Origin of the sequence: Escherichia sp. 93.1518, assembly GCF_013368915.2 — a bacterium.
GTDB classification, from domain to species: domain Bacteria; phylum Pseudomonadota; class Gammaproteobacteria; order Enterobacterales; family Enterobacteriaceae; genus Escherichia; species Escherichia ruysiae.
Genome location: NZ_JABWMT020000001.1, coordinates 232,230 through 258,651, shown reverse-complemented (window position 1 = coordinate 258,651; position 26,422 = coordinate 232,230). Strand labels below are relative to the sequence as shown.

At 50.7% G+C, this 26,422-nt stretch carries 23 protein-coding genes; 14 read left to right on the top strand and 9 right to left on the bottom strand.

Annotation, left to right across the window (positions count from 1 at the left end):
- The first annotated feature begins 14 nt into the window (after positions 1–14).
- Positions 15–944, top strand: a complete 930-nt coding sequence (gene tus / locus HEN21_RS01310; RefSeq protein ID WP_176252593.1) for a DNA replication terminus site-binding protein — start codon at positions 15–17, stop codon at positions 942–944.
- Here the strand turns inward: tus and fumC are convergent.
- Together fumC and fumB are read right to left on the bottom strand one after the other, a co-directional pair.
- Entirely contained in the window at positions 941–2,344 is a 1,404-nt protein-coding gene (gene fumC, locus HEN21_RS01305; RefSeq protein ID WP_176252592.1) for a class II fumarate hydratase, read from the bottom strand. The two genes, tus and fumC, sit on opposite strands and share 4 nt — an antisense overlap.
- 142 nt (positions 2,345–2,486) lie before the next feature.
- Positions 2,487–4,133 (bottom strand): class I fumarate hydratase, encoded by a 1,647-nt coding sequence (fumB, locus tag HEN21_RS01300; RefSeq protein ID WP_000066640.1) that lies wholly within the window; start codon positions 4,131–4,133, stop codon positions 2,487–2,489.
- A gap of 198 nt (positions 4,134–4,331) precedes the next feature.
- Here fumB and manA point away from each other — a divergent pair, with 198 nt between their 5' ends.
- Both manA and HEN21_RS01290 read left to right on the top strand, forming a co-directional pair.
- The gene (gene manA / locus HEN21_RS01295; RefSeq protein WP_176252591.1) at positions 4,332–5,507 is read left to right on the top strand and encodes a mannose-6-phosphate isomerase; all 1,176 of its coding nucleotides are present in this window, start codon (positions 4,332–4,334) and stop codon (positions 5,505–5,507) included.
- 99 nt (positions 5,508–5,606) lie between these two features.
- Positions 5,607–7,115 (top strand): YdgA family protein, encoded by a 1,509-nt coding sequence (locus HEN21_RS01290; protein WP_176252590.1) that lies wholly within the window; start codon positions 5,607–5,609, stop codon positions 7,113–7,115.
- A 44-nt stretch (positions 7,116–7,159) separates the two neighbouring features.
- Here the strand turns inward: HEN21_RS01290 and uidC are convergent, their stop codons facing one another.
- From uidC to malI, 6 genes are all read right to left on the bottom strand, one after another.
- A complete protein-coding gene (uidC, locus tag HEN21_RS01285; protein ID WP_176252589.1) occupies positions 7,160–8,425 on the bottom strand; it encodes a glucuronide uptake porin UidC in 1,266 nt (421 codons plus the stop codon).
- Between the two features lie 38 nt (positions 8,426–8,463).
- Positions 8,464–9,837: a glucuronide transporter gene (gene uidB / locus HEN21_RS01280; protein WP_021550732.1), complete on the bottom strand. Its 1,374-nt coding sequence runs from the start codon at positions 9,835–9,837 to the stop codon at positions 8,464–8,466.
- Positions 9,834–11,645 (bottom strand): beta-glucuronidase, encoded by a 1,812-nt coding sequence (uidA, locus tag HEN21_RS01275; protein ID WP_176252588.1) that lies wholly within the window; start codon positions 11,643–11,645, stop codon positions 9,834–9,836. The genes uidB and uidA overlap by 4 nt, the downstream gene beginning before the upstream one ends.
- A gap of 371 nt (positions 11,646–12,016) precedes the next feature.
- A complete protein-coding gene (gene uidR / locus HEN21_RS01270) occupies positions 12,017–12,604 on the bottom strand; it encodes a DNA-binding transcriptional regulator UidR (RefSeq protein WP_000369705.1) in 588 nt (195 codons plus the stop codon).
- 231 nt (positions 12,605–12,835) lie between these two features.
- Positions 12,836–13,603, bottom strand: coding sequence for a 7-alpha-hydroxysteroid dehydrogenase (gene hdhA / locus HEN21_RS01265; RefSeq protein WP_000483368.1), 768 nt, complete (start codon positions 13,601–13,603; stop codon positions 12,836–12,838).
- Between the two features lie 111 nt (positions 13,604–13,714).
- Positions 13,715–14,743 carry a mal regulon transcriptional regulator MalI gene (malI, locus tag HEN21_RS01260; protein ID WP_176252587.1) on the bottom strand — a complete coding sequence of 343 codons (1,029 nt, stop codon included), beginning with the start codon at positions 14,741–14,743 and terminating at the stop codon, positions 13,715–13,717.
- 174 nt (positions 14,744–14,917) lie between these two features.
- Between malI and malX the strand changes: the two genes are divergently transcribed.
- From malX to add, 3 genes are all read left to right on the top strand, one after another.
- Positions 14,918–16,510, top strand: a complete 1,593-nt coding sequence (malX, locus tag HEN21_RS01255; protein WP_176252586.1) for a PTS maltose transporter subunit IICB — start codon at positions 14,918–14,920, stop codon at positions 16,508–16,510.
- A gap of 9 nt (positions 16,511–16,519) precedes the next feature.
- A complete protein-coding gene (malY, locus tag HEN21_RS01250; protein WP_000459419.1) occupies positions 16,520–17,692 on the top strand; it encodes a bifunctional maltose regulon transcriptional repressor/cystathionine beta-lyase MalY in 1,173 nt (390 codons plus the stop codon).
- 103 nt (positions 17,693–17,795) lie between these two features.
- Positions 17,796–18,797: an adenosine deaminase gene (add, locus tag HEN21_RS01245; RefSeq protein WP_000567525.1), complete on the top strand. Its 1,002-nt coding sequence runs from the start codon at positions 17,796–17,798 to the stop codon at positions 18,795–18,797.
- Positions 18,798–18,864: 67 nt separating this feature from the next.
- Here add and HEN21_RS01240 read toward each other — a convergent pair whose 3' ends face one another.
- Positions 18,865–19,905, bottom strand: coding sequence for an oxidoreductase (locus tag HEN21_RS01240; protein WP_001282509.1), 1,041 nt, complete (start codon positions 19,903–19,905; stop codon positions 18,865–18,867).
- 241 nt (positions 19,906–20,146) lie between these two features.
- Here HEN21_RS01240 and blr point away from each other — a divergent pair, with 241 nt between their 5' ends.
- The 8 genes from blr (at position 20,147) to rsxG (ending at position 26,421) form a co-directional block, all read left to right on the top strand.
- A complete protein-coding gene (blr, locus tag HEN21_RS01235; protein WP_032155957.1) occupies positions 20,147–20,272 on the top strand; it encodes a division septum protein Blr in 126 nt (41 codons plus the stop codon).
- 272 nt (positions 20,273–20,544) lie between these two features.
- Positions 20,545–20,760 carry a transcription modulator YdgT gene (ydgT, locus tag HEN21_RS01230; RefSeq protein WP_000126621.1) on the top strand — a complete coding sequence of 72 codons (216 nt, stop codon included), beginning with the start codon at positions 20,545–20,547 and terminating at the stop codon, positions 20,758–20,760.
- A gap of 86 nt (positions 20,761–20,846) precedes the next feature.
- Positions 20,847–21,287 carry a DUF2569 domain-containing protein gene (locus HEN21_RS01225; RefSeq protein ID WP_010352892.1) on the top strand — a complete coding sequence of 147 codons (441 nt, stop codon included), beginning with the start codon at positions 20,847–20,849 and terminating at the stop codon, positions 21,285–21,287.
- Positions 21,288–21,363: 76 nt separating this feature from the next.
- The gene (gene rsxA, locus HEN21_RS01220) at positions 21,364–21,945 is read left to right on the top strand and encodes an electron transport complex subunit RsxA (RefSeq protein WP_000133181.1); all 582 of its coding nucleotides are present in this window, start codon (positions 21,364–21,366) and stop codon (positions 21,943–21,945) included.
- Entirely contained in the window at positions 21,945–22,523 is a 579-nt protein-coding gene (rsxB, locus tag HEN21_RS01215) for an electron transport complex subunit RsxB (protein ID WP_000991799.1), read from the top strand. The genes rsxA and rsxB overlap by 1 nt, the downstream gene beginning before the upstream one ends.
- A complete protein-coding gene (gene rsxC, locus HEN21_RS01210; RefSeq protein WP_176252585.1) occupies positions 22,516–24,738 on the top strand; it encodes an electron transport complex subunit RsxC in 2,223 nt (740 codons plus the stop codon). The genes rsxB and rsxC overlap by 8 nt, the downstream gene beginning before the upstream one ends.
- Complete coding sequence (rsxD, locus tag HEN21_RS01205; protein WP_000231897.1) at positions 24,739–25,797, top strand: electron transport complex subunit RsxD; 1,059 nt, start codon at positions 24,739–24,741, stop codon at positions 25,795–25,797. It abuts the gene before it with no gap.
- A 3-nt stretch (positions 25,798–25,800) separates the two neighbouring features.
- A complete protein-coding gene (gene rsxG, locus HEN21_RS01200; RefSeq protein ID WP_000920784.1) occupies positions 25,801–26,421 on the top strand; it encodes an electron transport complex subunit RsxG in 621 nt (206 codons plus the stop codon).
- Position 26,422 lies beyond the last annotated feature (1 nt).

Genomic DNA, 26,422 nt, shown 5'->3' with positions numbered 1-26,422 from the left:
TAAGTGGTGATTTTATGGCTCGTTACGATCTCGTAGATCGACTCAATACTACCTTTCGCCAGATGGAGCAAGAACTGGCCGCATTTGCCGCTGAGCTTGAACAGCACAAGTTGCTGGTTGCCCGGGTGTTCTCTTTACCGGAAGTCAAAAAAGAAGATGAGCATAATCCGCTGAACTGCATTGAAGTTAAGCAACATCTCGGCAAAGAGGCGCAGGCGCTCGCGTTACGTCATTTCCGCCATTTGTTTATTCAGCAACAGTCTGAAAATCGCAGCAGCAAGGCCGCTGTTCGTCTGCCCGGCGTGTTGTGTTATCAGGTCGATAATCTTTCACAAGCGGCGCTGGTAAGTCATATTCAGCGCATCAATCAACTTAAAACCACTTTCGAGCATATCGTCACGGTTGAGTCAGAACTTCCTACGGCGGCGCGTTTTGAATGGGTGCATCGCCATTTGCCGGGGCTGATCACACTTAACGCTTACCGCACCCTCACCGTTCTGCATGACCCCGCAACTTTACGTTTTGGCTGGGCGAATAAACATATCATTAAGAATTTGCATCGTGATGAAGTGCTGGCGCAGCTGGAAAAAAGTCTGAAATCACCCCGCAGCGTCGCACCGTGGACGCGTGAGGAGTGGCAGGGAAAACTGGAGCGTGAATATCAGGATATTGCCGCCCTGCCACAGGACGCGAAGTTAAAAATCAAACGTCCGGTGAAGGTGCAGCCGATTGCCCGCGTCTGGTACAAGGGAGATCAAAAACAGGTACAACACGCCTGCCCGACGCCTCTGATTGCACTGATTAATCGGGATAATGGCGCGGGCGTGCCGGACGTTGGCGAGTTGTTGAATTACGATGCCGACAATGTGCAGCACCGTTATAAACCGCAGGCGCAGCCGCTTCGTTTGATCATCCCACGGCTGCACCTGTATGTTGCAGATTAACGCCCTGCTTTCATGCTACCGACCATCTGTTCTGGTCGTACCCAGCTGTCAAACTCGGCTTCGCTAAGATAGCCCAGCGCAAGGGCTGCGGCTTTTAAGGTCAGCCCTTCTTTATGCGCCTTTTTGGCAATCTCGGCGGCTTTGTCATAGCCAATGTGGGTGTTGAGTGCGGTCACCAGCATCAGCGATTCATTGAGTAATTGATTGATTCGCTCACGATTCGGCTCAATCCCCACTGCACAGTGTTTGTTAAAACTTTCCATGCCATCTGCCAGCAAGCGTACCGATTGCAGGAAATTGTGGATAACCATCGGACGGAAGACGTTCAGTTCAAAGTTTCCGGAAGCACCACCCATGTTGATCGCCACGTCGTTCCCCATCACCTGACAGCAAAGCATGGTTAACGCTTCACACTGCGTTGGGTTCACTTTCCCAGGCATGATTGAACTGCCCGGCTCGTTTTCCGGGATTGAGATTTCACCAATTCCGCAGCGAGGGCCAGATGCCAACCAACGGACGTCATTGGCAATTTTCATCAGTGACGCAGCCAACCCTTTCAAGGCGCCGTGCGCCTGAACCAGCGCATCACAGGTCGCCAGAGCTTCAAATTTGTTCGGCGCGGTAACAAATGGCGCGCAGGTAATTACCGAAAGTTCATCCGCAACGCGACGCGCATATTCCGGATGAGTGTTCAGCCCCGTCCCTACTGCTGTACCACCCAGCGCCAGTTCCGCCACGTGCGGCAGACTGTACTCGATATGTTTGAGATTATGCTCCAGCATCGCTACCCAGCCAGAAATCTCCTGCCCCAACGTCAGCGGCGTGGCGTCCTGCAAGTGGGTACGACCAATTTTGACGATATCGGCAAATGCGCGCGATTTTTCACTCAGCGTTTGTGTCAGTGTTTTAAGCTGCGGAATGAGTTGCTTGCGCAGCGCCAGCATCGCCGCAACATGCATCGCCGTCGGAAAGACATCATTGGAACTTTGGCTTTTGTTCACGTCGTCATTAGGGTGAACTTTACGTTCCATCCCACGCACGCCGCCAAGCAATTCGCTCGCCCGGTTAGCCAGCACTTCGTTCATATTCATATTGCTTTGCGTACCGGAACCGGTCTGCCAGATAGCCAGCGGAAATTCATCGTCATGCTGTCCCGCCAGCACTTCATCTGCCGCCTGACGAATGGCACTCGCTTTCTCTTCGGACAGCAAGCCTAAATCTTCATTAACTTTTGCCGCTGCGCGCTTGGTTAGCGCCAGCGCATGAATCAGTGAGGTTGGCATTTTCTCCGTCGAAATGCGGAAATGCTCCAGCGAGCGTTGAGTTTGTGCGCCCCACAGCTTATCTGCCGGGACATCGATCGCACCCATCGAATCTTTTTCGCTGCGTACTGTTTTCATGGACTGCTCCTCACCTGATTAATTTTTTCTTTCTATTTTGCTTACGTTAAGCAACTTTTAGCTCACTCATTATTTACTATTTAATAACAAATGTTTGGTCTTTCGTGCCATGTAAAAAAGCCGCCCCGAAGGACGGCTCTGTTTATTTCACGCAGCGGGTGCACTGCGTGAGCTGTATCTGCTGGAAGAAGTCATTTCCTTTATCATCCACTAGAATAAACGCCGGGAAATCTTCCACTTCGATTTTCCAGATAGCTTCCATTCCCAGTTCAGGATACTCAACACATACCAGACTCTTAATACTACCCTGCGCCAGCACTGCCGCCGGGCCGCCAATACTACCGAGGTAGAAGCCACCGTGTTTTTTACAGGCATCCGTCACCTGCTGGCTGCGGTTGCCTTTCGCCAGCATGATCATACTTCCGCCCTGCGCTTGCAGTTGATCGACATAAGAATCCATCCGTCCGGCGGTTGTTGGACCAAGAGAACCGGAGGCATAACCTTCCGGCGTTTTTGCCGGCCCCGCGTAGTAAATCGGGTGATCTTTGATGTATTGCGGTAGCCCTTCGCCGTTGTCCATGCGCTCTTTCAGTTTGGCATGGGCGATATCACGACCGACGATGATAGTACCGTTAAGCGACAATCGCGTAGAAACAGGATATTGCGACAACTGAGCAAGGATCTCTTTCATCGGACGATTAAGGTCTACGCGCACCGCCTCGCCTTCTCCCGCTTTACGCAATTCTTCAGGGATATATTTGCCTGGATTATGTTCCAGTTTTTCGATCCAGATCCCCTGACGGTTGATCTTCGCTTTAATATTACGGTCAGCGGAACAGGAAACGCCCATACCAACCGGGCAGGATGCGCCATGACGCGGCAGGCGAATCACGCGGATATCGTGAGCGAAGTATTTACCACCAAACTGCGCCCCCAGACCAAGATTTTGCGCTTCGATCAGCAATTCTTTTTCCAGCTCCACATCGCGGAAAGCCTGACCGTGCTCATTCCCTTCCGTTGGCAGTTCGTCATAGTATTTAGCGGAAGCCAGTTTTACCGTTTTAAGGTTAGTTTCCGCAGAAGTTCCGCCAATAACGAACGCAATGTGATACGGAGGACAGGCCGCCGTCCCCAGCGTGCGCATTTTCTCAACCAGATAATTTTTCAGTTTCCCCGGCGTCAGTAACGCTTTGGTTTCCTGATAAAGATACGTTTTGTTTGCCGAACCGCCACCTTTGGCAATACAGAGGAATTTGTACTCGTCACCATCAACGGCATAAAGATCGATCTGCGCTGGCAGGTTGGTGCCGGTATTCACCTCTTTATACATGTCCAGCGGCGCGTTTTGCGAGTAGCGCAAATTATCTTCGATATAGGTGTTATAGACACCGCGAGCCAAAGCCGCTTCGTCGCCACCACCTGTCCATACGCGCTGCCCTTTTTTACCAACGATAATCGCGGTGCCGGTATCCTGACAGGTTGGCAGAACGCCTTTTGCCGCGATATCGGAGTTTCGCAGGAATTGCAGCGCCACATATTTATCGTTTTCGCTGGCTTCCGGGTCACGCAGAATGTCGGCCACCTGTTGTTGGTGAGCCGGACGCAGCATAAATGACGCATCATGAAACGCCTGACGCGCCAGCAGAGTTAACGCTTCTGGCGCGACTTTCAAAATCTCCTGCCCTTCAAATTCAGATACGCTAACGTGTTCGCTGGTCAGCAGGTAATACTCGGTATCATCTTTTTTGAGTGGGAAAGGAGCCTGATAATGAAAGGGTTTGTTTGACATTGTTCTCTCACTTACTGCCTGGTTTGGTTATGCTCTGGGCGGGTGTTCCGTTGCCCTGTTAAAAGCGAGTAACAATATCCTACACACTTTTTTAACAAAAACTGAGACTAGTACGACTTTTTGCGGCTCCAGGTTACTTCCCGTAGGATTCTTGCTTTAATAGCGGGATTAATTTCCACATTTAAACAGGGATTGATCATGCAAAAACTCATTAACTCAGTGCAAAACTATGCCTGGGGCAGCAAAACGGCGTTGACTGAACTTTATGGTATGGAAAATCCGTCCAGCCAGCCGATGGCCGAGCTGTGGATGGGGGCACATCCGAAAAGCAGTTCCCGTGTGCACAATGCCGCAGGAGATATCGTTTCACTGCGTGATGTGATTGAGAGTGATAAATCGACTCTGCTTGGAGAGGCCGTTGCCAGACGCTTTGGCGAACTGCCTTTCCTGTTCAAAGTATTATGCGCAGCACAGCCGCTCTCCATTCAGGTTCATCCGAACAAACACAATTCTGAAATCGGTTTCGCCAAAGAAAATGCCGCAGGTATTCCGATGGATGCCGCCGAGCGTAACTATAAAGATCCTAACCACAAGCCGGAGCTGGTTTTTGCGCTGACACCATTCCTCGCGATGAACGCGTTTCGTGAGTTCTCCGAGATTGTCTCCCTGCTCCAGCCGGTCGCAGGTGCACATCCGGCAATTGCTCACTTTTTACAACAGCCTGATGCCGAACGTTTAAGCGAACTGTTCGCCAGCCTGTTGAATATGCAGAGTGAAGAAAAATCCCGCGCGCTGGCGATTTTAAAATCGGCACTCGACAGCCAACAGGGCGAACCATGGCAAACGATTCGTTTAATTTCTGAATTTTACCCGGATGACAGCGGTCTGTTCTCCCCGCTGTTGCTGAATGTGGTGAAACTGAACCCTGGCGAAGCGATGTTCCTGTTCGCTGAAACACCGCACGCCTACCTGCAAGGCGTGGCGCTGGAAGTGATGGCGAACTCCGATAACGTGCTGCGTGCGGGTCTGACGCCTAAATACATTGATATTCCTGAGCTGGTTGCCAACGTGAAGTTCGAAGCCAAACCAGCTAACCAGTTGTTGACCCAGCCGGTGAAGCAAGGTGCAGAACTGGACTTCCCGATTCCGGTGGATGATTTTGCCTTCTCGCTGCATGACCTTAGCGATAAAGAAACCACCATCAGCCAGCAAAGTGCCGCCATTTTGTTCTGCGTTGAAGGCGAAGCAACTCTGTGTAAAGGTTCTCAACAGTTACAGCTTAAACCGGGTGAGTCAGCGTTTATTGCCGCCAACGAGTCACCGGTGACAGTGAAAGGCCACGGACGTTTAGCCCGTGTTTACAACAAGCTGTAAGAGCTTACTGAAAAAATTAACATCTCTTGCTAAGCTTATTAAAGGCTTATAACACTTCAGGCGGCCAGTCCGCCTGATTTCATTTTATGGATAATCACTATGAATAAATCGCTGGTAGCGGTAGGCGTCATTGTTGCGCTCGGCGTAGTCTGGACGGGCGGCGCATGGTACACAGGCAAGAAAATAGAAACCCATCTCGAGGACATGGTCGCGCAGGCGAATGCGCAACTTAAGCTGACGGCTCCTGAATCCAACCTGGAAGTGAGTTATCAAAACTATCATCGCGGCGTGTTCAGCAGCCAGTTACAACTGGTGGTGAAACCCGTTGCCGGGAAAGAAAATCCGTGGATTAAAAGTGGTCAGAGCGTCATCTTCAACGAATCTGTTGATCATGGTCCCTTTCCCCTGGCTCAGCTGAAAAAACTGAACCTGATCCCATCGATGGCGTCGATTCAAACCACGCTTGTCAACAACAATGTGAGCAAGCCACTGTTTGATATGGCAAAAGGAGAAACACCTTTTGAGATTAACTCCCGCATTGGTTACAGCGGTGATTCCAGCTCAGATATCTCTCTCAAGCCACTGAATTACGAACAAAAAGATGAAAAAGTCGCCTTTAGCGGCGGCGAATTCCAGTTAAATGCAGACAGAGACGGCAAAGCTATCTCCCTTTCCGGGGAGGCGCAAAGCGGTCGGGTAGATGCGGTTAACGAATACAACCAGAAAGTACAGTTGACCTTTAATAATCTGAAAACTGACGGTTCCAGCACGCTGGCAAGTTTTGGTGAGCGCGTGGGCAACCAAAAACTGTCACTGGAAAAAATGACCATTTCGGTGGAAGGCAAAGAACTGGCGCTGCTGGAAGGCATGGAGATCAGCGGTAAATCAGACCTGGTCAATGACGGTAAAACGATCAATAGCCAACTGGATTACTCGCTAAATAGTCTGAAGGTACAGAATCAGGATCTGGGCAGCGGCAAGCTGACTTTAAAAGTGGGTCAGATTGATGGCGAAGCCTGGCATCAGTTCAGCCAGCAATATAACGCGCAAACTCAGGCACTGCTGGCACAGCCAGAGATTGCCATCAATCCCGAACTTTATCAGGAGAAAGTGACAGAAGCCTTCTTTAGCGCCCTGCCACTGATGTTGAAAGGCGATCCGGTGATAACTGTCGCTCCGCTAAGCTGGAAAAACAGTCAGGGTGAAAGTGCGCTGAATCTGTCGCTGTTCCTGAAAGATCCGGCAACGACTAAAGAAGCGCCGCAAACGCTGGCGCAGGAAGTAGATCGCTCGGTTAAGTCTCTGGAGGCAAAACTGACCATTCCGGTTGATATGGCAACTGAGCTGATGACCCAGGTAGCGAAGCTGGAAGGTTATCAGGAAGATCAAGCTAAAAAACTGGCAAAACAGCAAGTTGAAGGTGCATCAGCAATGGGTCAGATGTTCCGACTGACCACCTTGCAGGACAATACCATCACCACCAGCCTGCAATATGCTAACGGTCAGATCACGTTGAATGGCCAGAAAATGCCGCTGGAAGATTTTGTTGGTATGTTTGCAATGCCAGCATTAAACGTTCCGGCTGTACCAGCCATTCCGCAACAGTAATTCACTGCCAAAACGCCGGAGAGTTTTCTCTCCGGCGTTTTTTCTCACCTCAGCATAAAGTCATACTGAATACTCATTTTCACATCCCAGTAATTCAGGCGATCGCCCAGCGCACTGCCATCGCGCTTTTCCCGCCCTTTATCGGCGGCAAGAAAGAAATTCATCCCTTGTAGCGCCCCTTCGCTGACCCGATAGTTCATACCACCTAAGATGCCCGCACCTTCAATCCGCACGTCTCGTTTACTGGATTCATAACCACGGGTCACAATCGGTGCAAAAGTCAGCGTAAATTGCGGGGTTAAACGATAGTTGACGCCCAATTGCCAGGACTGCATTCCTTCACGGTTACGATCAAGACTTAATGAAAAAGGATAGCCAATGTCAGTGTCCACCACGGCGCCATTCATCGCATGACGCAGATAACCACCACTACCAAATACACTTCCCCACGGCGTGCTCCAGGTCAATTGTCCACTAACCAACGCCGTTTCATTGGGCTGGCTGGTATTACGACTTAAACCTTCGAGCTGCGCGTAAAAGCCGAGCAACTCCCCTTTCAACGTATAATTCGGGTCGAGCGGTATGCTTTTCTCGAGAATACTTTGTATCTGATTGGAAACATCTTTCTGTACCGATGCCCCCAGAGAATAGCGACTGGTATCATCATGCCAACTGGCGGCTAAAAAAGAACGTGCGCGATGTTTATCGTATTTTCCCGTCTGGCTGTTATACACCCCTTCATCACGAATACCGGTTGTTGAGTCGGTCCACAAAAATACTCTTGAGCGCCACATTCCCCACAGTTCGATATTAGGTGTTAAAGCCCAATAACCTAATACCCCTTCGGAAACAGTTGGTAATGTACGTTGCGAACTGCCAGCAATTAACGGAATACGATAAGGTAAACTGCCATAACTATAATCTGTTCCGAAGCGGCCTAATTTAAGCAAACTATTTTCACTCGGTTTTATTTTTACCGCGCCAAGGGAAAAGCCAAAACTTTTATCGCCATCAAGATACCATCGGGTACTCATATCAGCGCGAGCACCTAATTTATAAACATAATATGCTCCACCTTCGACGCCAATAATATTAGAATAATAGCCACTATTAAAATCGAGTAATCCTCCCTGTACCCACGCGTAAATATCTCTTCCCGCACCAGCACTGGGCTTGTCGGCCCGGCGTAATTCATTTTTCAGTCTGATACGTAGCCCCGCTTCATCGTCAACCAGTTGCGCGGCGTAAGCAGAGGTAAGGCCAGAGGCAGCCGTCAGGCAAATAACGGCCATGGCCACTATTTTTCTCATAGTTGCACCTTTGATGTTCTGATTATTTTTATAGAATATTAATTAGTGATATCGCTGATTAATTGCTGCTGCATTTGTTTGCGATTATCAATTTCAACCACGATTTCTTTGAATTTATTATCCGTGAGCGGATAAAACCAGATTATAGCGAATGCCAGTAGCATAAATCCGCAAGGGACTAAGGCAATTGATGTGCGTATCCCCATAATAACTTCCGGTGTTTGTGCCTGATTCGCAATATATCCGCTTAATCCCAAAATAAAGGCGGGAATTGAACCTCCTATTGCCTGGCCGCATTTGCGGGTAAATGAGAATAGCGAATAGGTAAGCCCTTCAATTCGCACGCCGGTCAGGTATTCACCGTATTCTACGGTATCAGCTTCCAGCGCCCACATCACGGTCATGGTAACGCCCTGACCAATTGAAGCGATGGCTAACGCGACCAACGCCACTGGCAGCGACCAGACGGAAACCCAGAAGAACAGCAAATAACCGCAGGTTCCCAGCAGAGCGCCAATCAGGAAAGTATTCTTTTTACCAATCCTGGCGACCATCCCTGGCACCAGCGGTGCCGACGCCACTGTACCGACCAGGTTTTGCACCAGTACCAGCACAGTAAACAGACCGGTGTCATTCAGCACATAGCGAACATAGAACAACGACGATGCGCTGACCGCGAAGGTCGAAATCAGCACACACAGTGCACCGATGCACAACATAAACAGCGGACGATTCCGTTTCAGCGTTTGCAGACTGATCTTCAATGACGGCTGTGCCACGATCCGTACCACATTCTCACGCGTCGATTTGAAGCAGATGAAGTAAAGCACCATCCCGGCAATGGCCAGTACAATCGTCCAGAAATGGTACACCGACACCATCTCCTCCGGGCTGGAGTTTTTAATGCTCGGTCCTATCAGAAAAGCCAGACAGACAAAGGTCAGCGAAGCGGCAATTCCTCGAGCCGCGCCCAGACGGGCGCGGGACTGCGGTTGTTGGGTCATCGCGGTAGCAAGTGAACCATAAGGAATATTCACCAGGCTGTAGCAAAGCCCGAGGCCCATGTAGGTCAAATATGCATACACTACTTTGCTGCTATGACTCCAGTCGGTCGGCACCCAGAATACCAGCACGCTGAAAATCATTAACGGCGCAGTACCGAAGAGTAAAAACGGGCGGAATTTTCCCCAGCGGGTATTAACACTGTCCACCACTCGTCCGGCAAAGACGTCGGCGAAAGCATCGAATACCCGAACCAGTAACAGCATGGTGCCCGCCGCAGCGGCACCGACGCCAGCGACGTCGGTGTAGTAACTCAACAGGAAGAGCGCCCCCATTGCGAAGGCGAAGTTATTGGCGACGTCACCGAGGCTGTAGCCGACGATGGTGCGCCAGGAGAGTTGTTGATTCATTGTTTGCCTCCCTGCTGCGGTTTTTCACCGAAGTTCATGCCAGTCCAGCGTTTTTGCAGCAAGAAAGCCGCCGACTTCGGTTTGCGGTCGCGGGTGAAGATACCTTTCTTGTTACCGCCAACGCGCAAAATGCCCTGCGAGGTTGCAAAATCGGCGAAATTCCATACCTGTTCACCGACGACGGCGCTGACGCGATCAAAGACGCGGTGATACATATCCAGCCATGCACATTGATACTCTTCACTCCACATGTCGGTGTACATCGAGTGCAGACCGGCTAACGTATCCACGCCGTATTCGGTGATGATAATCGGCTGATGCAGTTTCTCCTGCCAGGCCAGAAGTTCTTCTTCCAGTACCTTCTCTGCCGTTTCCAAATCGCCGCTTTGTACATACCAACCGTAATAACGGTTAAGACACAGCACATCGAAGAGATCGCTGATGGTATCGGTGTGAGCGTCGCAGAACATCACATTGACGCAGGTGATCGGTCGCGTCGGGTCGAGTTTACGCGTTGCTTCCGCCAGTGGCGCGAAATATTCCCGTGCACCTTGCGGGCGGGTATCCGGTTCATTGGCAATGCTCCACATCACCACGCTAGGGTGGTTTTTGTCACGCGCAATCAGTTCTTTAATCGCCTGTAAGTGCGCCTGCTGGGTTTCCCCGTTGACCGCCTCTTCGCTGTAGAGTTCTTTCGGCTTGTTGCCCGCTTCGAAACCAATGCCTAAAGAGAGGTTAAAGCCGACAGCTGCAGTTTCATCAATCACCACGATGCCATGTTCATCTGCCCAGTCGAGCATCTCTTCAGCGTAAGGGTAATGCGAGGTACGGTAGGAGTTAGCCCCAATCCAGTCCATTAATGCGTGATCGTGCACCATCAGCACGTTATCGAACCCTTTGCCGCGTAAATCTGCATCTTCATGGCGACCAAAACCAGTGAAGTAGAACGGTTTGTGGTTGATCAGGAACTGTTCGCCACTCACTGCCACTGACCGGATACCGATGCGCAGTGGATAGATGTCGCACTCTGTCTGGCTTTTGGCTGTGACGTACAGTTCATAGAGATAACCTTCACCCGGTTGCCAGAGGTGCGGATTCACTACTTGCAAGGTTCCGTTGTTGCCTTGTCCTGTTGCAACAACCTGTTGATCCGCATCACGCAGTTCAACGCTGACATCACCATTTGCCACCACCTGCCAGTCAATAGACGCGTGGTTACAGTCTTGCGCTACATGCGTCACCACGGTGATATCGTCTACCCAGGTGTTCGGCGTGGTGTAGAGCATTACGCTGCGATGGATCCCAGCGTAGTTAAAGAAATCATGGAAGTAAGACTGCTTTTTCTTACCGTTTTCGTCGGTAATCACCATTCCCGGCGGGATAGTCTGCCAGTTCAGTTCGTTGTTCACACAAACGGTGATACGTACACTTTTCCCGGCAATAACATATGGCGTGACATCGGCCTCAAACGGCGTATATCCCCCCTGATGCTCCATCACTTCCTGATTGTTTACCCACACTTTGCCGTAATGAGTGACCGCATCGAAACGCAGCACGATACGCTGCCCCGCCCAACCTTTAGGTATAAAGACTTCGCGCTGATACCAGACGTTACCCACATAATTACGAATATCCGCATCGGCGAACTGATCGTTAAAACTGCCCGGCACAGCAATTGCCCGGCTCTCTTGTAACGCGCTTTCCCACCAACGCTGATCAATTCCACAGTTTTCGCGATCCAGACTGAATGCCCACAGGCCGTCGAGTTTTTTGATTTCACGAGTTGGGGTTTCTACAGGACGTAACATAAGGGACTCCTCATTAAGATAAAAATACTGGTCAACCTTTAATCCGATTAGTTAACCAATTTTGTGATGTACACAGTTATCTGTGAGAAACCCATGGAAGAGAAATGGAAATAAAAAGAACTGACACCGCGATCAAAAAACCAAAAACTGCAATACCCACAGCGTGATACGGATCGCATTAATCTTTAAAACAGCGTTGACAGAAGCCACAAAATAAGCAATCGAACGTTCATTCGAATAGATTTTAAATGATAAATTTACGTGTCATATGGCCACTGTGTATGTGTTAACGGTGGTTTTGTGACGAAACGGAAAGAGTTTCTATGCAGGATTAAGCAGGCCAGTCTTCACCGACCCGCGAAAAGACAGAATCAGGATGCGGTTAAAATACCGCCAATCATCGCGCGTAATCCCCGGGCGAATGACGCTTCACACGCCAGGTCTTCGGCTTCGATATCGGCCAGTACGCCATAGGTCAAATCCAGCAGTAAACGAGAGGTCATTGCCGTGTTGATGTCAGGGTTTATCTCACCTTTTTGCTGGGCATCGCGCATACGCTGGGCGATAAACTCCGTAATCGTCAGATGCTTATTCTTTAGCATGGCGGCGACCTGTGGATTGCGCATCCCTTCTGCCATAATTTCGACCACCAGCGCCCTTTGTCCAAAGGCTTCATGAGTGAGAGACACTATCGACTCGACCATATAGTCAACGAAATGAATCCCTTCGATAGGTTCGCGGAAGCGGATCACCGCCCTCTCCTGATCCTGAAGGATAATCGCCTGAATCAGGGCTTCTTTAGAAATGAAATGGTGATAGAGCGTTCCTGGGCTTATGCCGCAAGATTTACAGATGGCTTTCATCGAGGCACTGTGAAATCCATTTTCTGAAAAAATCTCTCTGGCAGCATTGAGGATCCGGGTCCGTGTCGGTTGCGCTTCAGTCTGCATGTTATCCATCGTTAAACCATTATAGTTAGCGTGAATAAGTAGTTTACCGCTTTGCTATGCAAGCGCCTAACATTGCAGGTCAAATGTGCGAAGCCCCCCGCATTCGAGTATTATTCACACGATAATTGGTCAACCAACAATCGAAATGTGGCAACCAGTAGCGAGATGGAGACATTTTTCTGATAACCCATCAGCACCGGAAAACAACGCTGAGTTGCGTTGTTTTCCGGTTTATTCGAATTAATTGAGTTCCTGTACCCCACCGCCGGAGACAGTGAGAATTTGTCCGCTTATCCAGCTGGCTGCGGGTGAACACAAGAACAACGCCGCATTAGCAATATCTTGCGGTTGGCCCAGACGTCTGATTGGCGTGTGTTGCAACATTTTTTGTTCGATTTCTGGTGTAATAACGGATTTGAGGGCATCCGTTAATATTGCTCCCGGCGCAATACCATTCACCCGAATATTTTTTTCACCCAGGTCAAACGCCATATTCCTGACCAGATGACTGGCCGCAGCTTTAGAGGACGCATACGAGGTCATGTTTTTATTTTTATTTTCTGCCGCCATGGAAGTGATAGTCAGAATAACGCCACCGCCATTTTTTTCCATTTCTGGCGCAATGAGTTGTGAAAGATGGAAAAAAGAAAAGACATTCAGTTCATAAGCGCGGCGAAAATCCGCCATTGGCATATCAAATGGCTTAGGACCACCGCCACCAGCGTTGTTAACCAGAATATCCACTTTACCCAACTTACTAATGGCAAAGTCTGCCAGAGCGGATAATTCCTGTTCGGACGTAATATCACAGCGCCACGCAAATGCCTGACCACCCAGTTGTTGAATCTCATCAACAACATGATTTGCTGCATCGGCGTTAATATCACTGACCACTACAGATGCACCTGCTGTCGCGAATGTAATGGCGATTTCTTTACCAATACCTGCACCCGCACCGGTGATGATGGCGCATTTTCCGTCGAGTCTCAGGTTGTCAGAATTAAACACATAAACCTCCTGTGAACTTCAGTAAAAATAAAAGGCACCGCCTGTGTGCCACATTTTTTATCATTAACCTTGAGGAAAGGACACTACCAGGTATAGCAGATAAAGAGAGGATTATTTCGCCGCAATGAGCCGGGCGGGGATAATAAGATTACGTGAATGCGTCTCTTCATGGGTGATTTTTTGCATCATGCGATCCGCAAGTGTTGTACCAAGTTCCCGCGCAGGTGTACTTGCCCAGGTAACGGGTATGTCATCAAGTGTGGTTTGCGTCGCATCGGTAAATGCCGCCAGCGAAACCTGTTGCTCAAAGTAACGATCGACTCCGCTTTCCCCGCTCTGGCGCCCTGCTTTTAGCAAACCAAACCATGCCCCCATCGCAATAGTTTCGTTATAACAAACCACGGCACTGATAGTCGGGTTACGGCGCAAAAGTGCCGTGATAGCTTCCGCAGCTTGCTTCTGGCTGGAAGCGCACTCCAGTACCCAATCGCTGTGAAACGGCAGGCCAAATTTTAATAATGTCACACAGTATCCCCCCACCCGCTCCGCGCGGGTTAATGAAGAACTTTGCCCTCCCAGCCAGGCGATACGCTGATGTCCATTGCGAATGAGATGCTCCGTCAACAACTGTGCAGCCTGCATGTTGTCCGGGCGAACCGTATCGACATCATCAAGATAACTGGCACGGGAAGCGAAAATCACCGGGATACCTTTTTCTTCTGCCATCCGCCGCAGGCCATCGCTGCTTCCCGCCGCACCGGCAATCACTACACCATCGACGCCCTGGTTGAGCAACAGTGAGAACCGCTGTGCCAACTGCTCGCCGTCTTTACCGCCGTGAAGCAAAAAAACCATCCGCCCCTGCGCCTCCAGAGCTTCCGTCAATCCGGCCGTTAATTCAGCGTAAAATGACGTAGATAAATCACGCACGATCAAACCAATGACGCCGCTTTGCCCGCCGCGCAGTGCCGACGCCTGGCGATTACGCACAAATCCCAGCTCTTCAATAGCTGCGTTAACCCGTTCCCCCGTAGCGGTAGATATCCGTCCTTTTCCGCTAAGTACCAGCGAAACGGTACTGACCGATACTCCCGCAGCCAGCGCAACATCATGAATGGTGATTTTTTTGGCGGTAGCCATACAGATGACCTACTCCCTGATTTTGTGACAGATAAAACGTTTTACCTTTAATTTATCTTATACCCGCTATTATCGTCGCGTAATGTGATTTATGCCTCACTAAAGTTTGATAAAACGTTTTATCTTCTCGCGCAATTTATTGAATCCAGACTGTTCTTAACAAGGAGTCGTTTTATGACGGCGAAAGCAGCACCGAAAGTCACGCTGTGGGAATTTTTCCAGCAGTTAGGCAAAACCTTTATGTTACCCGTCGCATTACTGTCGTTCTGCGGAATTATGTTAGGGATTGGTAGTTCCCTTAGTAGCCATGATGTCATCACCCTCATCCCGGCATTGGGTAACCCCGTGTTGCAGGCTATCTTTACCTGGATGAGTAAAATTGGCTCGTTCGCTTTTAGCTTTCTGCCGGTGATGTTCTGTATTGCGATCCCGCTAGGACTGGCGCGAGAGAACAAAGGCGTAGCGGCGTTCGCTGGTTTCGTGGGTTATGCGGTAATGAACCTGGCGGTTAACTTCTGGTTGACCAATAAAGGCATTCTGCCAACCACCGATGCAGCCGTTCTGAAAGCCAATAACATCCAGAGCATTCTTGGGATCCAGTCGATCGACACCGGGATCCTCGGTGCGGTGATCGCCGGTATTATCGTCTGGATGCTGCATGAGCGTTTCCATAATATCCGCCTGCCGGATGCGCTGGCATTCTTCGGCGGTACGCGCTTCGTGCCAATTATCTCCTCGCTGGTGATGGGTCTTGTCGGTCTGGTGATTCCGTTAGTCTGGCCGATTTTTGCCATGGGTATTAGCGGCTTAGGTCATATGATCAACAGCGCGGGTGATTTCGGACCTATGCTGTTTGGTACGGGTGAACGTCTGCTGTTGCCGTTTGGTCTGCATCACATTCTGGTGGCATTAATTCGCTTTACCGACGCGGGCGGCACGCAGGAAGTCTGTGGACAAACCGTCAGCGGCGCACTCACCATCTTCCAGGCGCAATTAAGCTGCCCGACCACTCACGGTTTCTCTGAAAGCGCCACGCGTTTCCTCTCCCAGGGTAAAATGCCTGCATTCCTCGGCGGTCTGCCAGGTGCTGCATTAGCCATGTATCAATGTGCTCGCCCGGAAAACCGTCATAAAATTAAAGGTCTGCTGATTTCTGGTCTGATCGCCTGTGTTGTTGGCGGCACTACCGAACCGCTGGAGTTCCTGTTCCTGTTCGTTGCCCCAGTTCTGTATGTGATCCACGCGCTGTTAACCGGCCTCGGCTTCACCGTCATGTCTGTGCTCGGCGTCACCATCGGTAATACCGACGGCAATATCATCGACTTTGTGGTGTTCGGTATTTTGCATGGCCTGTCGACTAAGTGGTACATGGTGCCAGTGGTGGCGGCAATCTGGTTTGTCGTTTACTACTTCATCTTCCGTTTCGCTATCACCCGCTTCAATCTGAAAACCCCGGGGCGCGACAGTGAAGTTGCCAGCTCAATCGAAAAAGCCGTTGCTGGTGCGCCGGGTAAATCAGGTTACAACGTTCCAGCAATTCTCGAAGCCTTAGGCGGTGCCGACAATATTGTCAGCCTGGATAACTGCATTACCCGCCTGCGTTTGTCAGTGAAAGATATGTCGCTTGTTAATGTGCAGGCGCTAAAGGACAATCGGGCAATTGGCGTAGTACAACTTAATCAACATAACCTGCAGGTTGTTATCGGGCCGCAAGTTCAGTCTGTAAAAGACGAAATGGCTGGTCTGATGCGTACTGTTCAGGCATAAGGATAAAATATGTTCGATTTTTCAAAGGTCGTGGATCGTCATGGAACATGGTGTACACAGTGGGACTATGTCGCTGACCGTTTCGGCACTGCTGACCTGTTACCGTTCACGATTTCAGACATGGATTTTGCCACCGCCCCCTGCATTATCGGGGCGCTTAATCAACGCCTGATGCACGGTGTATTTGGCTACAGCCGCTGGAAAAACGATGAGTTTCTCGCGGCTATTGCCCACTGGTTCTCCACCCAGCATAACACCGCCATTGATACGCAGTCGGTGGTTTATGGTCCTTCTGTTATCTATATGGTGTCGGAATTGATTCGCCAGTGGTCTGCTGTCGGTGAAGGTGTAGTGATCCATACCCCAGCTTACGACGCATTTTACAAAGCCATCGAAGGTAATCAGCGCACCGTGATGCCCGTTGCTTTAGAGAAACGGGCAGACGGCTGGTTTTGCGATATGACCAAACTGGAAGCGGTGTTGGCAAAACCGGAGTGTAAAATTATGCTCCTGTGTAGCCCGCAGAACCCCACCGGTAAGGTCTGGAGTTGTGACGAACTGGAGATAATGGCAGACCTGTGCGAGCGGCATGATGTGCGCGTTATCTCCGATGAAATCCATATGGATATGGTATGGGGCGAGCAACCGCATATTCCCTGGAGTAACGTGGCGCGCGGAAACTGGGCGCTGCTGACCTCAGGCTCAAAAAGCTTCAACATACCCGCTCTGACCGGAGCCTACGGCATCATTGAAAATAGCGATAGTCGCGAGGCGTATTTATCGGCACTGAAAGGTCGTGATGGATTGTCCTCACCAGCCGTACTGGCGCTTACCGCCCATATTGCCGCCTATCAACAAGGCGCGCCGTGGCTGGATGCCTTACGTGTCTATCTGAAAGACAATCTGACATATATCGCAAATACGATGAATGCAGCGTTCCCGGAACTCAACTGGCAGATCCCACAATCCACTTATCTTGCCTGGCTTGATCTACGTCCGTTAAATATAGACGACAACGCATTGCAAAAAGCCCTGATTAAGCAAGAAAAAGTAGCGATCATGCCGGGATATACCTACGGTGAAGAGGGTCGTGGCTTTGTTCGTCTCAATGCAGGATGCCCGCGTTCAAAACTGGAAAAAGGTGTTGCCGGTTTGATTAACGCCATCCGAACTGTACGTTGATTACGATTGCGCAACGTAAATAATCGTTGCGCAATCGTAGATTTTCACCCGGTTTTGTTTTTATAATGGTGCGCACTTTTATATACAGAAAAAGAGTGCGACCATGATTGATACAACCCTGCCATTAACCGATATCCATCGCCACCTTGATGGCAACATTCGTCCCCAGACCATTCTTGAACTTGGCCGCCAGTATAATATCTCGCTTCCTGCACAGTCCCTGGAAACGTTGATCCCTCACGTTCAGGTCATCGCCAACGAACCCGATCTGGTTAGCTTTCTGACCAAACTCGACTGGGGCGTTAAAGTTCTTGCCACGCTCGACGCCTGCCGTCGCGTGGCGTTTGAAAATATAGAAGATGCCGCCCGTAATGGCCTGCACTATGTTGAACTGCGTTTTTCGCCGGGTTACATGGCGATGGCGCATCAGCTGCCTGTCGCTGGCGTCGTCGAAGCAGTCATTGATGGCGTACGTGAAGGCTGCCGCACCTTTGGCGTGCAGGCGAAACTTATCGGTATTATGAGCCGAACCTTTGGCGAAGCCGCCTGTCAGCAAGAGCTGGAAGCATTTTTGGCTCACCGCGATCAGATTACCGCACTGGATTTAGCCGGTGATGAGCTTGGTTTCCCGGGGAGTCTGTTCCTTTCTCACTTCAATCGCGCGCGTGATGCAGGCTGGCATATTACTGTCCATGCAGGCGAAGCCGCCGGGCCAGAAAGCATCTGGCAGGCTATTCGTGAACTGGGGGCGCAGCGTATTGGACATGGCGTAAAAGCCATTGAAGATCGGGCGCTGATGGATTTCCTCGCTGAACAGCAAATTGGTATTGAATCTTGTCTGACCTCAAATGTTCAGACCAGCACCGTAGCGTCTCTGGCGGCACATCCGCTGAAAACGTTCCTTGAGCATGGTATTTGTGCCAGCATTAACACTGACGATCCAGGCGTACAGGGTGTGGATATCATTCACGAATATACCGTTGCCGCGCCGGCTGCTGGGTTATCCCGCGAGCAAATCCGCCAGGCGCAGATTAATGGTCTGGAAATGGCTTTCCTCAGCGCAGAGGAAAAACGCGCACTGAAAGAAAAAGTAGCAGCGAAATAAGAACATGCCTGATAAGACACGTAAGCGTCGTATCAGGCATTAAACTCATCAAGAATGTCTACATTATTTACGCCAGACACAGCGTCGCGCGATGTTTGGCGGATTCAATGCCCAGCTCAATCAGCTCCATCACCTGGATTGCCTGACTTGCCGGAACCGGATTTTCTCCATCGCCATTCAACGCATCACGAATAGCAGCATAGTAAGCCGGATAATTTCCCGGCACCGTGAGCAGTGTTTCTTCGACACGTTCTTCACCTTCAACGCGGGTAAGTACGCCGTCACGCATATCATAGCCCCAATCCTCTTGTGGCAGACGCTCGCCATTTTTCAAGCGTTCTTCCTGTGGATCGAGGCCATATTTAATATAGCTGCCGCGAGAGCCATGAACGATATAACGCGCCGACTCTGCTGCCGCCAGCATAGTGCCGTGTAAAATAACCCGCCGCTGTGGATAGGACAAAATGGCGTGGAAATAATCGGTCGACTGCGCTCCTGGGCGTAACTGTGCTAAATCCACGGTCATGCTGACAGGTAAGCCAAACAACGTAATGGCCTGATCGAGCAGATGCGGTGCCAGATCGTACCAGATACCGCTGCCAGGACCGCCCTGTTCACGCCAGCGATCGCGTACCTGCGGACGGAAACGATCAAAATGTGACTCAAAGTAAGCAACCTCACCCAGCACACCTTCCGCAAGTAATCCTTTCAGCGTCAGAAAATCGCTGTCCCAGCGACGGTTATGAAACACGGACAACACGCGTCCAAGGCTTTTTGCCAGCGCATCCAGCTCCCGCGCTTGTGACAGTGTCACGGTAAAGGGCTTATCAACGACTACGTGTTTACCCGCTTCCAGCGCCGCTTTCGCTAACGGAAAATGAGTATCGTTGGGCGTAGGAATGACAATCAGGTCAATATTGGGATCATTAAAGAGATGCTTCGGTTCAGAGACAACCGTAACCGTTGGCCAGTCGGCCTTTACTTTTGTTTCGTCACTGCTGGAGATAACTGCCAGCTCCAGCCCGGGCGTGCCCGCAATCAGGGGCGCATGGAAGGTTTTACTCGCATAACCGTACCCAATCAACCCAACACGGATGTTGTCGCTCATGTCATTGCCTCTCATTAAAGTATGATTGCTATTTGACACTATCCTTTACCCTCTCTCAACAGTTTAATAACCTGCCTGCAATAAGGGATGTTATTTAACTTAAGTCAAAAAAATAGCTAATTTTCCGAAGGAAAAAGATAAATATCGCAAAAACATCAGTAAAAATCTTGCTGGAGCAATTATTGCTAAGTAACATTTACGGCCTTAGTAAATGGATCAATCAACATAGATGTGGGCAGTAATGAATCGTCTTATTGAATTAACAGGTTGGATCGTTCTTGTTGTTTCAGTCATTCTTCTTGGCGTGGCGAGTCACATTGACAACTACCAGCCGCCAGAACAGAGTACCCAGGTGCAACACAAGTAATCTCTGCGTTTGCAAGACAACATGCAGCCATTCGGGTGCATGTTTTAACTTGACAGGTATTTAAACCAGGAATTTATTATCTTGCTCGGTGGAGTTGACGATTGTCAGGGATAGTAAAGCGCGTTACTCTTTTATTAGCAGTATTTCATCCCTGAATATTTGCCATCAGCGCATTCTTATTATTGTTATTGCAAAAGCGTTCACCGCTGGTGAAATTTTATCATAACATATAACGCCTACCACTTTGGTATTAGTTATTTTATGGATCTTTTATGACTGCTCAGGAATACTTATTAAAGTTTCGTAAAATCAATTCTCTCGAAAGTCTGGAAAAACTCTACGACCACCTTAATTACACCCTGACGGACGATCAGGATATTATCAATATGTATCGCGCAGCCGATCACCGCCGTGCTGAGCTGGTCTCTGGCGGTCGATTGTTTGACCTTGGCCAGGTTCCAAAGTCCGTCTGGCACTATGTTCAATAAAGAAAGTAGCGATCGGTTATAAAAGCCTTATAATAACGCCCCTAAAATTAGATTTGCCTGTTTGCTGTCGCTATTCTGGAGAACGTATGACCACCACAACGCCACAACGTATTGGAGGCTGGTTGCTTGGCCCGTTAGCCTGGCTGTTAGTCGCCCTATTGAGTACGACGCTGGCGTTGTTGCTGTACTGTGCAGCGTTATCCTCTCCTCAAACATTTAAAACGCTCGGCGAACAAACACTAACGACGCAAATCTTATGGGGCGTTTCGTTTATTACCGCCATTGCCATGTGGTATTACACCTTGTGGTTAACTATTGCATTCTTTAAACGTCGGCGTTGTGTTCCTAAACACTATATTATCTGGTTACTGATTTCCGTATTACTGGCGGTTAAAGCCTTCGCGTTTTCGCCAGTTGAAGATGGTGTCGCCGTTCGCCAGTTGCTGTTTACTTTGCTGGCAACCGCATTGATCGTCCCCTATTTCAAACGCTCGTCGCGGGTGAAAGCGACGTTTGTGAATCCGTAATAACCTTACAGTTAACCTGTTGTCGCCTGCTCTGGATTAACGGATAATAGGCGGCTTTTTTATTTCAGGCCGAAAAATGACTGACTACCTGTTACTGTTTGTCGGAACTGTACTGGTCAATAACTTTGTACTGGTCAAGTTTCTGGGGCTTTGCCCGTTTATGGGCGTTTCCAAAAAGCTGGAAACCGCAATGGGCATGGGGCTGGCAACAACATTTGTGATGACGCTGGCGTCTATTTGCGCCTGGCTTATCGACACGTGGATTTTGATCCCACTCGATCTGATTTACCTGCGCACCCTGGCCTTTATTCTGGTGATTGCCGTGGTCGTGCAGTTCACCGAGATGGTGGTACGTAAAACCAGCCCGGTGCTTTACCGACTGCTGGGGATTTTTCTCCCGCTTATCACCACCAACTGTGCGGTGCTCGGCGTGGCATTGCTGAATATCAATCTCGGACACAATTTCTTGCAGTCGGCACTGTACGGTTTTTCTGCTGCTGTCGGCTTCTCGCTGGTGATGGTGCTTTTCGCCGCCATTCGCGAACGCCTTGCTGTGGCTGATGTCCCGGCACCTTTTCGCGGTAATGCCATTGCTCTCATTACCGCAGGTCTTATGTCTCTGGCCTTTATGGGCTTTAGTGGTTTGGTGAAGTTGTAATGAATGCTATCTGGATTGCCGTTGCCGCCGTGAGCCTGCTGGGTCTGGCGTTTGGCGCCATTCTGGGTTATGCCTCCCGCCGTTTTGCGGTGGAAGACGATCCGGTCGTTGAGAAAATTGACGAAATCTTACCGCAGAGCCAGTGTGGGCAGTGCGGTTATCCTGGCTGTCGCCCGTATGCGGAAGCCATCAGCTGTAATGGTGAAAAAATCAACCGCTGCGCCCCTGGCGGCGAAGCTGTAATGCTAAAAATTGCCGAACTGCTTAATGTCGAGCCGCAGCCGCTGGATGGCGATGCGCAAGAGTTGACGCCTGCGCGGATGGTGGCGGTTATTGATGAAAATAACTGTATTGGCTGCACCAAGTGCATTCAGGCGTGTCCGGTAGACGCCATCGTTGGCGCTACCCGTGCCATGCATACGGTAATGAGTGATCTCTGTACGGGCTGCAATTTATGCGTTGACCCGTGCCCGACGCACTGCATCTCGTTGCAACCGGTCGCAGAAACGCCTGACTCCTGGAAATGGGATCTGAACACCATTCCCGTGCGCATTATTCCCGTGGAACACCATGCTTAAGTTATTCTCTGCATTCAAAAAAAATAAAATCTGGGATTTCAACGGCGGCATCCATCCACCGGAGATGAAAACTCAGTCCAACGGTACTCCCCTGCGCCAGGTTCCATTGGCGCAGCGTTTTGTCATGCCACTGAAACAGCATATTGGTGCTGAAGGTGAGCTGTGTGTTAACGTCGGCGATAAAGTATTGCGCGGTCAGCCGCTTACCCGTGGTCGCGGCAAAATGCTGCCGGTTCACGCGCCAACGTCTGGCACGGTTACGGCTATTGCACCCCACTCGACGGCTCATCCTTCAGCCTTAGCTGAATTAAGCGTGATTATTGATGCCGATGGTGAAGATTGCTGGTTCCCACGTGACGGCTGGGCTGATTACCGCTCACGAAGCCGGGAAGAATTAATTGAACGCATTCATCAGTTTGGCGTCGCCGGGCTGGGTGGTGCAGGCTTCCCGACAGGCGTTAAATTGCAGGGCGGCGGCGATAAAATCGAAACCTTGATTATTAACGCAGCCGAGTGCGAACCGTATATTACCGCTGATGACCGTCTGATGCAGGATTGCGCTGCTCAGGTCGTAGAAGGCATTCGCATTCTTGCGCATATCCTACAGCCGCGCGAAATCCTTATCGGTATTGAAGATAACAAACCTCAGGCGATCTCCATGCTTCGCGCGGTGCTGGCGGATTCCCACGATATTTCTCTGCGGGTGATTCCAACCAAATATCCTTCCGGCGGCGCCAAACAGCTAACGTACATCCTGACCGGGAAACAAGTACCGCACGGCGGTCGCTCATCGGATATCGGCGTGTTAATGCAAAACGTTGGTACGGCTTACGCAGTAAAACGCGCAGTAATCGATGGTGAACCGATTACCGAGCGCGTGGTGACGCTGACCGGCGAAGCGATTGCTCGTCCGGGCAACGTCTGGGCGCGTCTGGGTACGCCGGTGCGTCATTTATTGAACGATGCCGGATTCTGCCCTTCTGCCGATCAAATGGTGATTATGGGCGGCCCGCTGATGGGCTTTACCTTACCGTGGCTGGATGTACCGGTAGTCAAAATCACCAACTGCCTGTTAGCTCCGTCCGCCAGTGAACTGGGCGAACCACAGGAAGAACAAAGCTGCATCCGCTGTAGCGCCTGTGCCGATGCCTGCCCTGCGGATCTTTTGCCGCAGCAGTTGTACTGGTTCAGCAAAGGTCAACAGCACGACAAAGCCACCACGCACAACATTGCCGACTGTATTGAATGCGGTGCCTGCGCGTGGGTTTGCCCGAGTAATATTCCCCTGGTGCAATATTTCCGTCAGGAAAAAGCCGAGATTGTCGCCATTCGTCAGGAAGAGAAACGCGCCGCAGAAGCTAAAGCGCGTTTTGAAGCTCGTCAGGCACGTCTGGAACGCGAAAAAGCTGCGCGTCTTGAACGACATAAGAGCGCAGCAGTTCAACCGGCAGCCAAAGACAAAGATGCGATTGCTGCCGCACTGGCACGTGTGAAAGAAAAACAAGCTCAGGCCACGCAACCGATTGTGATTAAAGCGGGCGAACGCCCGGATAACAGCGCGATTATTGCGGCACGGGAAGCCCGTAAAGCACAAGCCAGAGCAAAACAGGCAGAATTGCAGCAAACTAACGACGCCGCAAGCGTTGCTGATCCACGTAAAGCGGCAGTAGAGGCCGCAATTGCTCGAGCGAAAGCACGCAAGCTGGAACAACAACCTGCTAACGAATCGCCGCAGGAACAGGTTGACCCGCGCAAGGCCGCCGTCGAAGCCGCTATCGCCCGCGCCAAAGCACGCAAGCTGGAGCAGCAGCAGGCTAACGCAGAACCAGAAGAACAGGTCGACCCGCGCAAGGCCGCCGTTGAAGCTGCTATCGCCCGCGCCAAAGCACGCAAACTGGAACAGCAGCTGGCAAACGCAGAACCAGAAGAACAGGTCGACCCGCGCAAAGCCGCCGTTGAAGCTGCTATCGCCCGCGCCAAAGCACGTAAGCTGGAACAGCAGCCGGCAAACGCAGAACCAGAAGAACAGGTTGATCCGCGCAAGGCCGCCGTTGAAGCCGCTATTGCCCGCGCCAAAGCACGCAAACTGGAACAGCAACAGGCTAATGCAGAACCAGAAGAACAGGTCGATCCGCGCAAAGCGGCAGTTGCTGCGGCTATAGCCCGCGTTCAGGCCAAAAAAGCCGCCCAGCAAAAGGTTGTAAACGAGGACTAAATGGTATTCAGAATAGCTAGCTCCCCTTATACCCATAACCAGCGCCAGACATCGCGCATTATGTTGCTGGTACTGATCGCAGCCGTGCCCGGAATCGCTGCGCAACTTTGGTTTTTTGGCTGGGGTACTCTCGTTCAGATCCTCCTGGCGTCGATCAGTGCACTGTTAGCCGAAGCTCTTGTACTTAAACTGCGCAAACAGCCTGTTTCCACAACCTTGAAAGATAATTCGGCGCTTTTAACAGGGCTGTTACTCGCCGTAAGTATTCCGCCCCTCGCACCGTGGTGGATGGTCGTGCTGGGTACGGTGTTTGCGGTGATCATCGCTAAACAGTTATACGGCGGTCTGGGGCAAAACCCGTTTAACCCGGCGATGATTGGCTATGTGGTCTTACTGATCTCCTTCCCGGTGCAGATGACCAGCTGGCTGCCACCGCATGAAATTGCGGTCAACATTCCTGGCTTCATCGACGCCATACAGGTTATCTTCAGCGGTCATACTGCCAGCGGCGGTGATATGAACACGCTACGCTTAGGTATTGATGGCATTAGCCAGGCAACGCCACTGGATACGTTCAAAACTTCTGTCCGCGCCGGTCATTCGGTTGAGCAGATTATGCAGTATCCGATCTACAGCGGTATTCTGGCGGGTGCTGGCTGGCAATGGGTAAACCTCGCCTGGCTGGTTGGCGGCGTGTGGTTGCTATGGCAGAAAGCGATTCGCTGGCATATTCCGGTCAGCTTCTTAGTAACGCTGGCGTTATGCGCAACGTTGGGCTGGTTGTTTTCACCAGAAACACTGGCATCACCGCAAATTCATCTGCTTTCTGGCGCGACCATGCTCGGCGCATTCTTTATTCTGACCGATCCGGTGACCGCTTCTACGACCAATCGTGGTCGTCTGATTTTCGGTGCGCTGGCGGGCTTATTAGTCTGGTTGATCCGCAGTTTCGGCGGCTATCCTGACGGCGTGGCTTTTGCTGTCTTGCTGGCGAACATCACGGTTCCTCTGATCGATTACTACACGCGTCCGCGCGTCTACGGCCATCGCAAAGGATAAACCATGCTGAAAACTATCCGAAAACACGGTATTACACTGGCGCTGTTTGCTGCGGGTTCAACAGGTTTAACGGCGGCCATCAACCAGATGACCAAAACGACGATTGCCGAACAGGCCAGCCTGCAACAAAAGGCGTTATTTGATCAGGTGCTGCCAGCCGAACGCTATAACAATGCGCTGGCGCAGAGTTGCTACCTGGTGACGGCACCAGAGTTAGGTAAAGGTGAGCATCGGGTTTACATCGCTAAACAGGATGACAAGCCGGTAGCCGCCGTTCTGGAGGCGACCGCGCCGGATGGCTATTCCGGTGCGATTCAGCTACTGGTGGGAGCCGATTTTAACGGCACGGTACTTGGCACGCGCGTGACAGAACATCACGAAACGCCAGGGCTTGGCGATAAAATCGAACTGCGCCTTTCAGACTGGATCACCCATTTTGCAGGTAAAAAAATCAGCGGTGCTGACGACGCACACTGGGCGGTGAAGAAAGATGGTGGTGATTTCGACCAGTTTACTGGCGCGACGATTACGCCTCGCGCGGTGGTGAATGCGGTAAAACGCGCCGGATTGTACGCTCAGACGTTACCGGCACAACTTTCTCAACTTCCTGCCTGTGGAGAATAAA

Excerpts from the sequence above, each read along its gene's own strand:
- tus (WP_176252593.1), top strand. The coding sequence starts at position 15 with ATGGCTCGTTACGATCTCGTAGATCGACTCAATACTACCTTTCGCCAG.
- fumC (WP_176252592.1), bottom strand. The coding sequence starts at position 2,344 with ATGAAAACAGTACGCAGCGAAAAAGATTCGATGGGTGCGATCGATGTC.
- fumB (WP_000066640.1), bottom strand. The coding sequence starts at position 4,133 with ATGTCAAACAAACCCTTTCATTATCAGGCTCCTTTCCCACTCAAAAAA.
- manA (WP_176252591.1), top strand. The coding sequence starts at position 4,332 with ATGCAAAAACTCATTAACTCAGTGCAAAACTATGCCTGGGGCAGCAAA.
- HEN21_RS01290 (WP_176252590.1), top strand. The coding sequence starts at position 5,607 with ATGAATAAATCGCTGGTAGCGGTAGGCGTCATTGTTGCGCTCGGCGTA.
- uidC (WP_176252589.1), bottom strand. The coding sequence starts at position 8,425 with ATGAGAAAAATAGTGGCCATGGCCGTTATTTGCCTGACGGCTGCCTCT.
- uidB (WP_021550732.1), bottom strand. The coding sequence starts at position 9,837 with ATGAATCAACAACTCTCCTGGCGCACCATCGTCGGCTACAGCCTCGGT.
- uidA (WP_176252588.1), bottom strand. The coding sequence starts at position 11,645 with ATGTTACGTCCTGTAGAAACCCCAACTCGTGAAATCAAAAAACTCGAC.
- uidR (WP_000369705.1), bottom strand. The coding sequence starts at position 12,604 with ATGGATAACATGCAGACTGAAGCGCAACCGACACGGACCCGGATCCTC.
- malI (WP_176252587.1), bottom strand. The coding sequence starts at position 14,743 with ATGGCTACCGCCAAAAAAATCACCATTCATGATGTTGCGCTGGCTGCG.
- malX (WP_176252586.1), top strand. The coding sequence starts at position 14,918 with ATGACGGCGAAAGCAGCACCGAAAGTCACGCTGTGGGAATTTTTCCAG.
- malY (WP_000459419.1), top strand. The coding sequence starts at position 16,520 with ATGTTCGATTTTTCAAAGGTCGTGGATCGTCATGGAACATGGTGTACA.
- add (WP_000567525.1), top strand. The coding sequence starts at position 17,796 with ATGATTGATACAACCCTGCCATTAACCGATATCCATCGCCACCTTGAT.
- HEN21_RS01240 (WP_001282509.1), bottom strand. The coding sequence starts at position 19,905 with ATGAGCGACAACATCCGTGTTGGGTTGATTGGGTACGGTTATGCGAGT.
- blr (WP_032155957.1), top strand. The coding sequence starts at position 20,147 with ATGAATCGTCTTATTGAATTAACAGGTTGGATCGTTCTTGTTGTTTCA.
- ydgT (WP_000126621.1), top strand. The coding sequence starts at position 20,545 with ATGACTGCTCAGGAATACTTATTAAAGTTTCGTAAAATCAATTCTCTC.
- HEN21_RS01225 (WP_010352892.1), top strand. The coding sequence starts at position 20,847 with ATGACCACCACAACGCCACAACGTATTGGAGGCTGGTTGCTTGGCCCG.
- rsxA (WP_000133181.1), top strand. The coding sequence starts at position 21,364 with ATGACTGACTACCTGTTACTGTTTGTCGGAACTGTACTGGTCAATAAC.
- rsxB (WP_000991799.1), top strand. The coding sequence starts at position 21,945 with ATGAATGCTATCTGGATTGCCGTTGCCGCCGTGAGCCTGCTGGGTCTG.
- rsxC (WP_176252585.1), top strand. The coding sequence starts at position 22,516 with ATGCTTAAGTTATTCTCTGCATTCAAAAAAAATAAAATCTGGGATTTC.
- rsxD (WP_000231897.1), top strand. The coding sequence starts at position 24,739 with ATGGTATTCAGAATAGCTAGCTCCCCTTATACCCATAACCAGCGCCAG.
- rsxG (WP_000920784.1), top strand. The coding sequence starts at position 25,801 with ATGCTGAAAACTATCCGAAAACACGGTATTACACTGGCGCTGTTTGCT.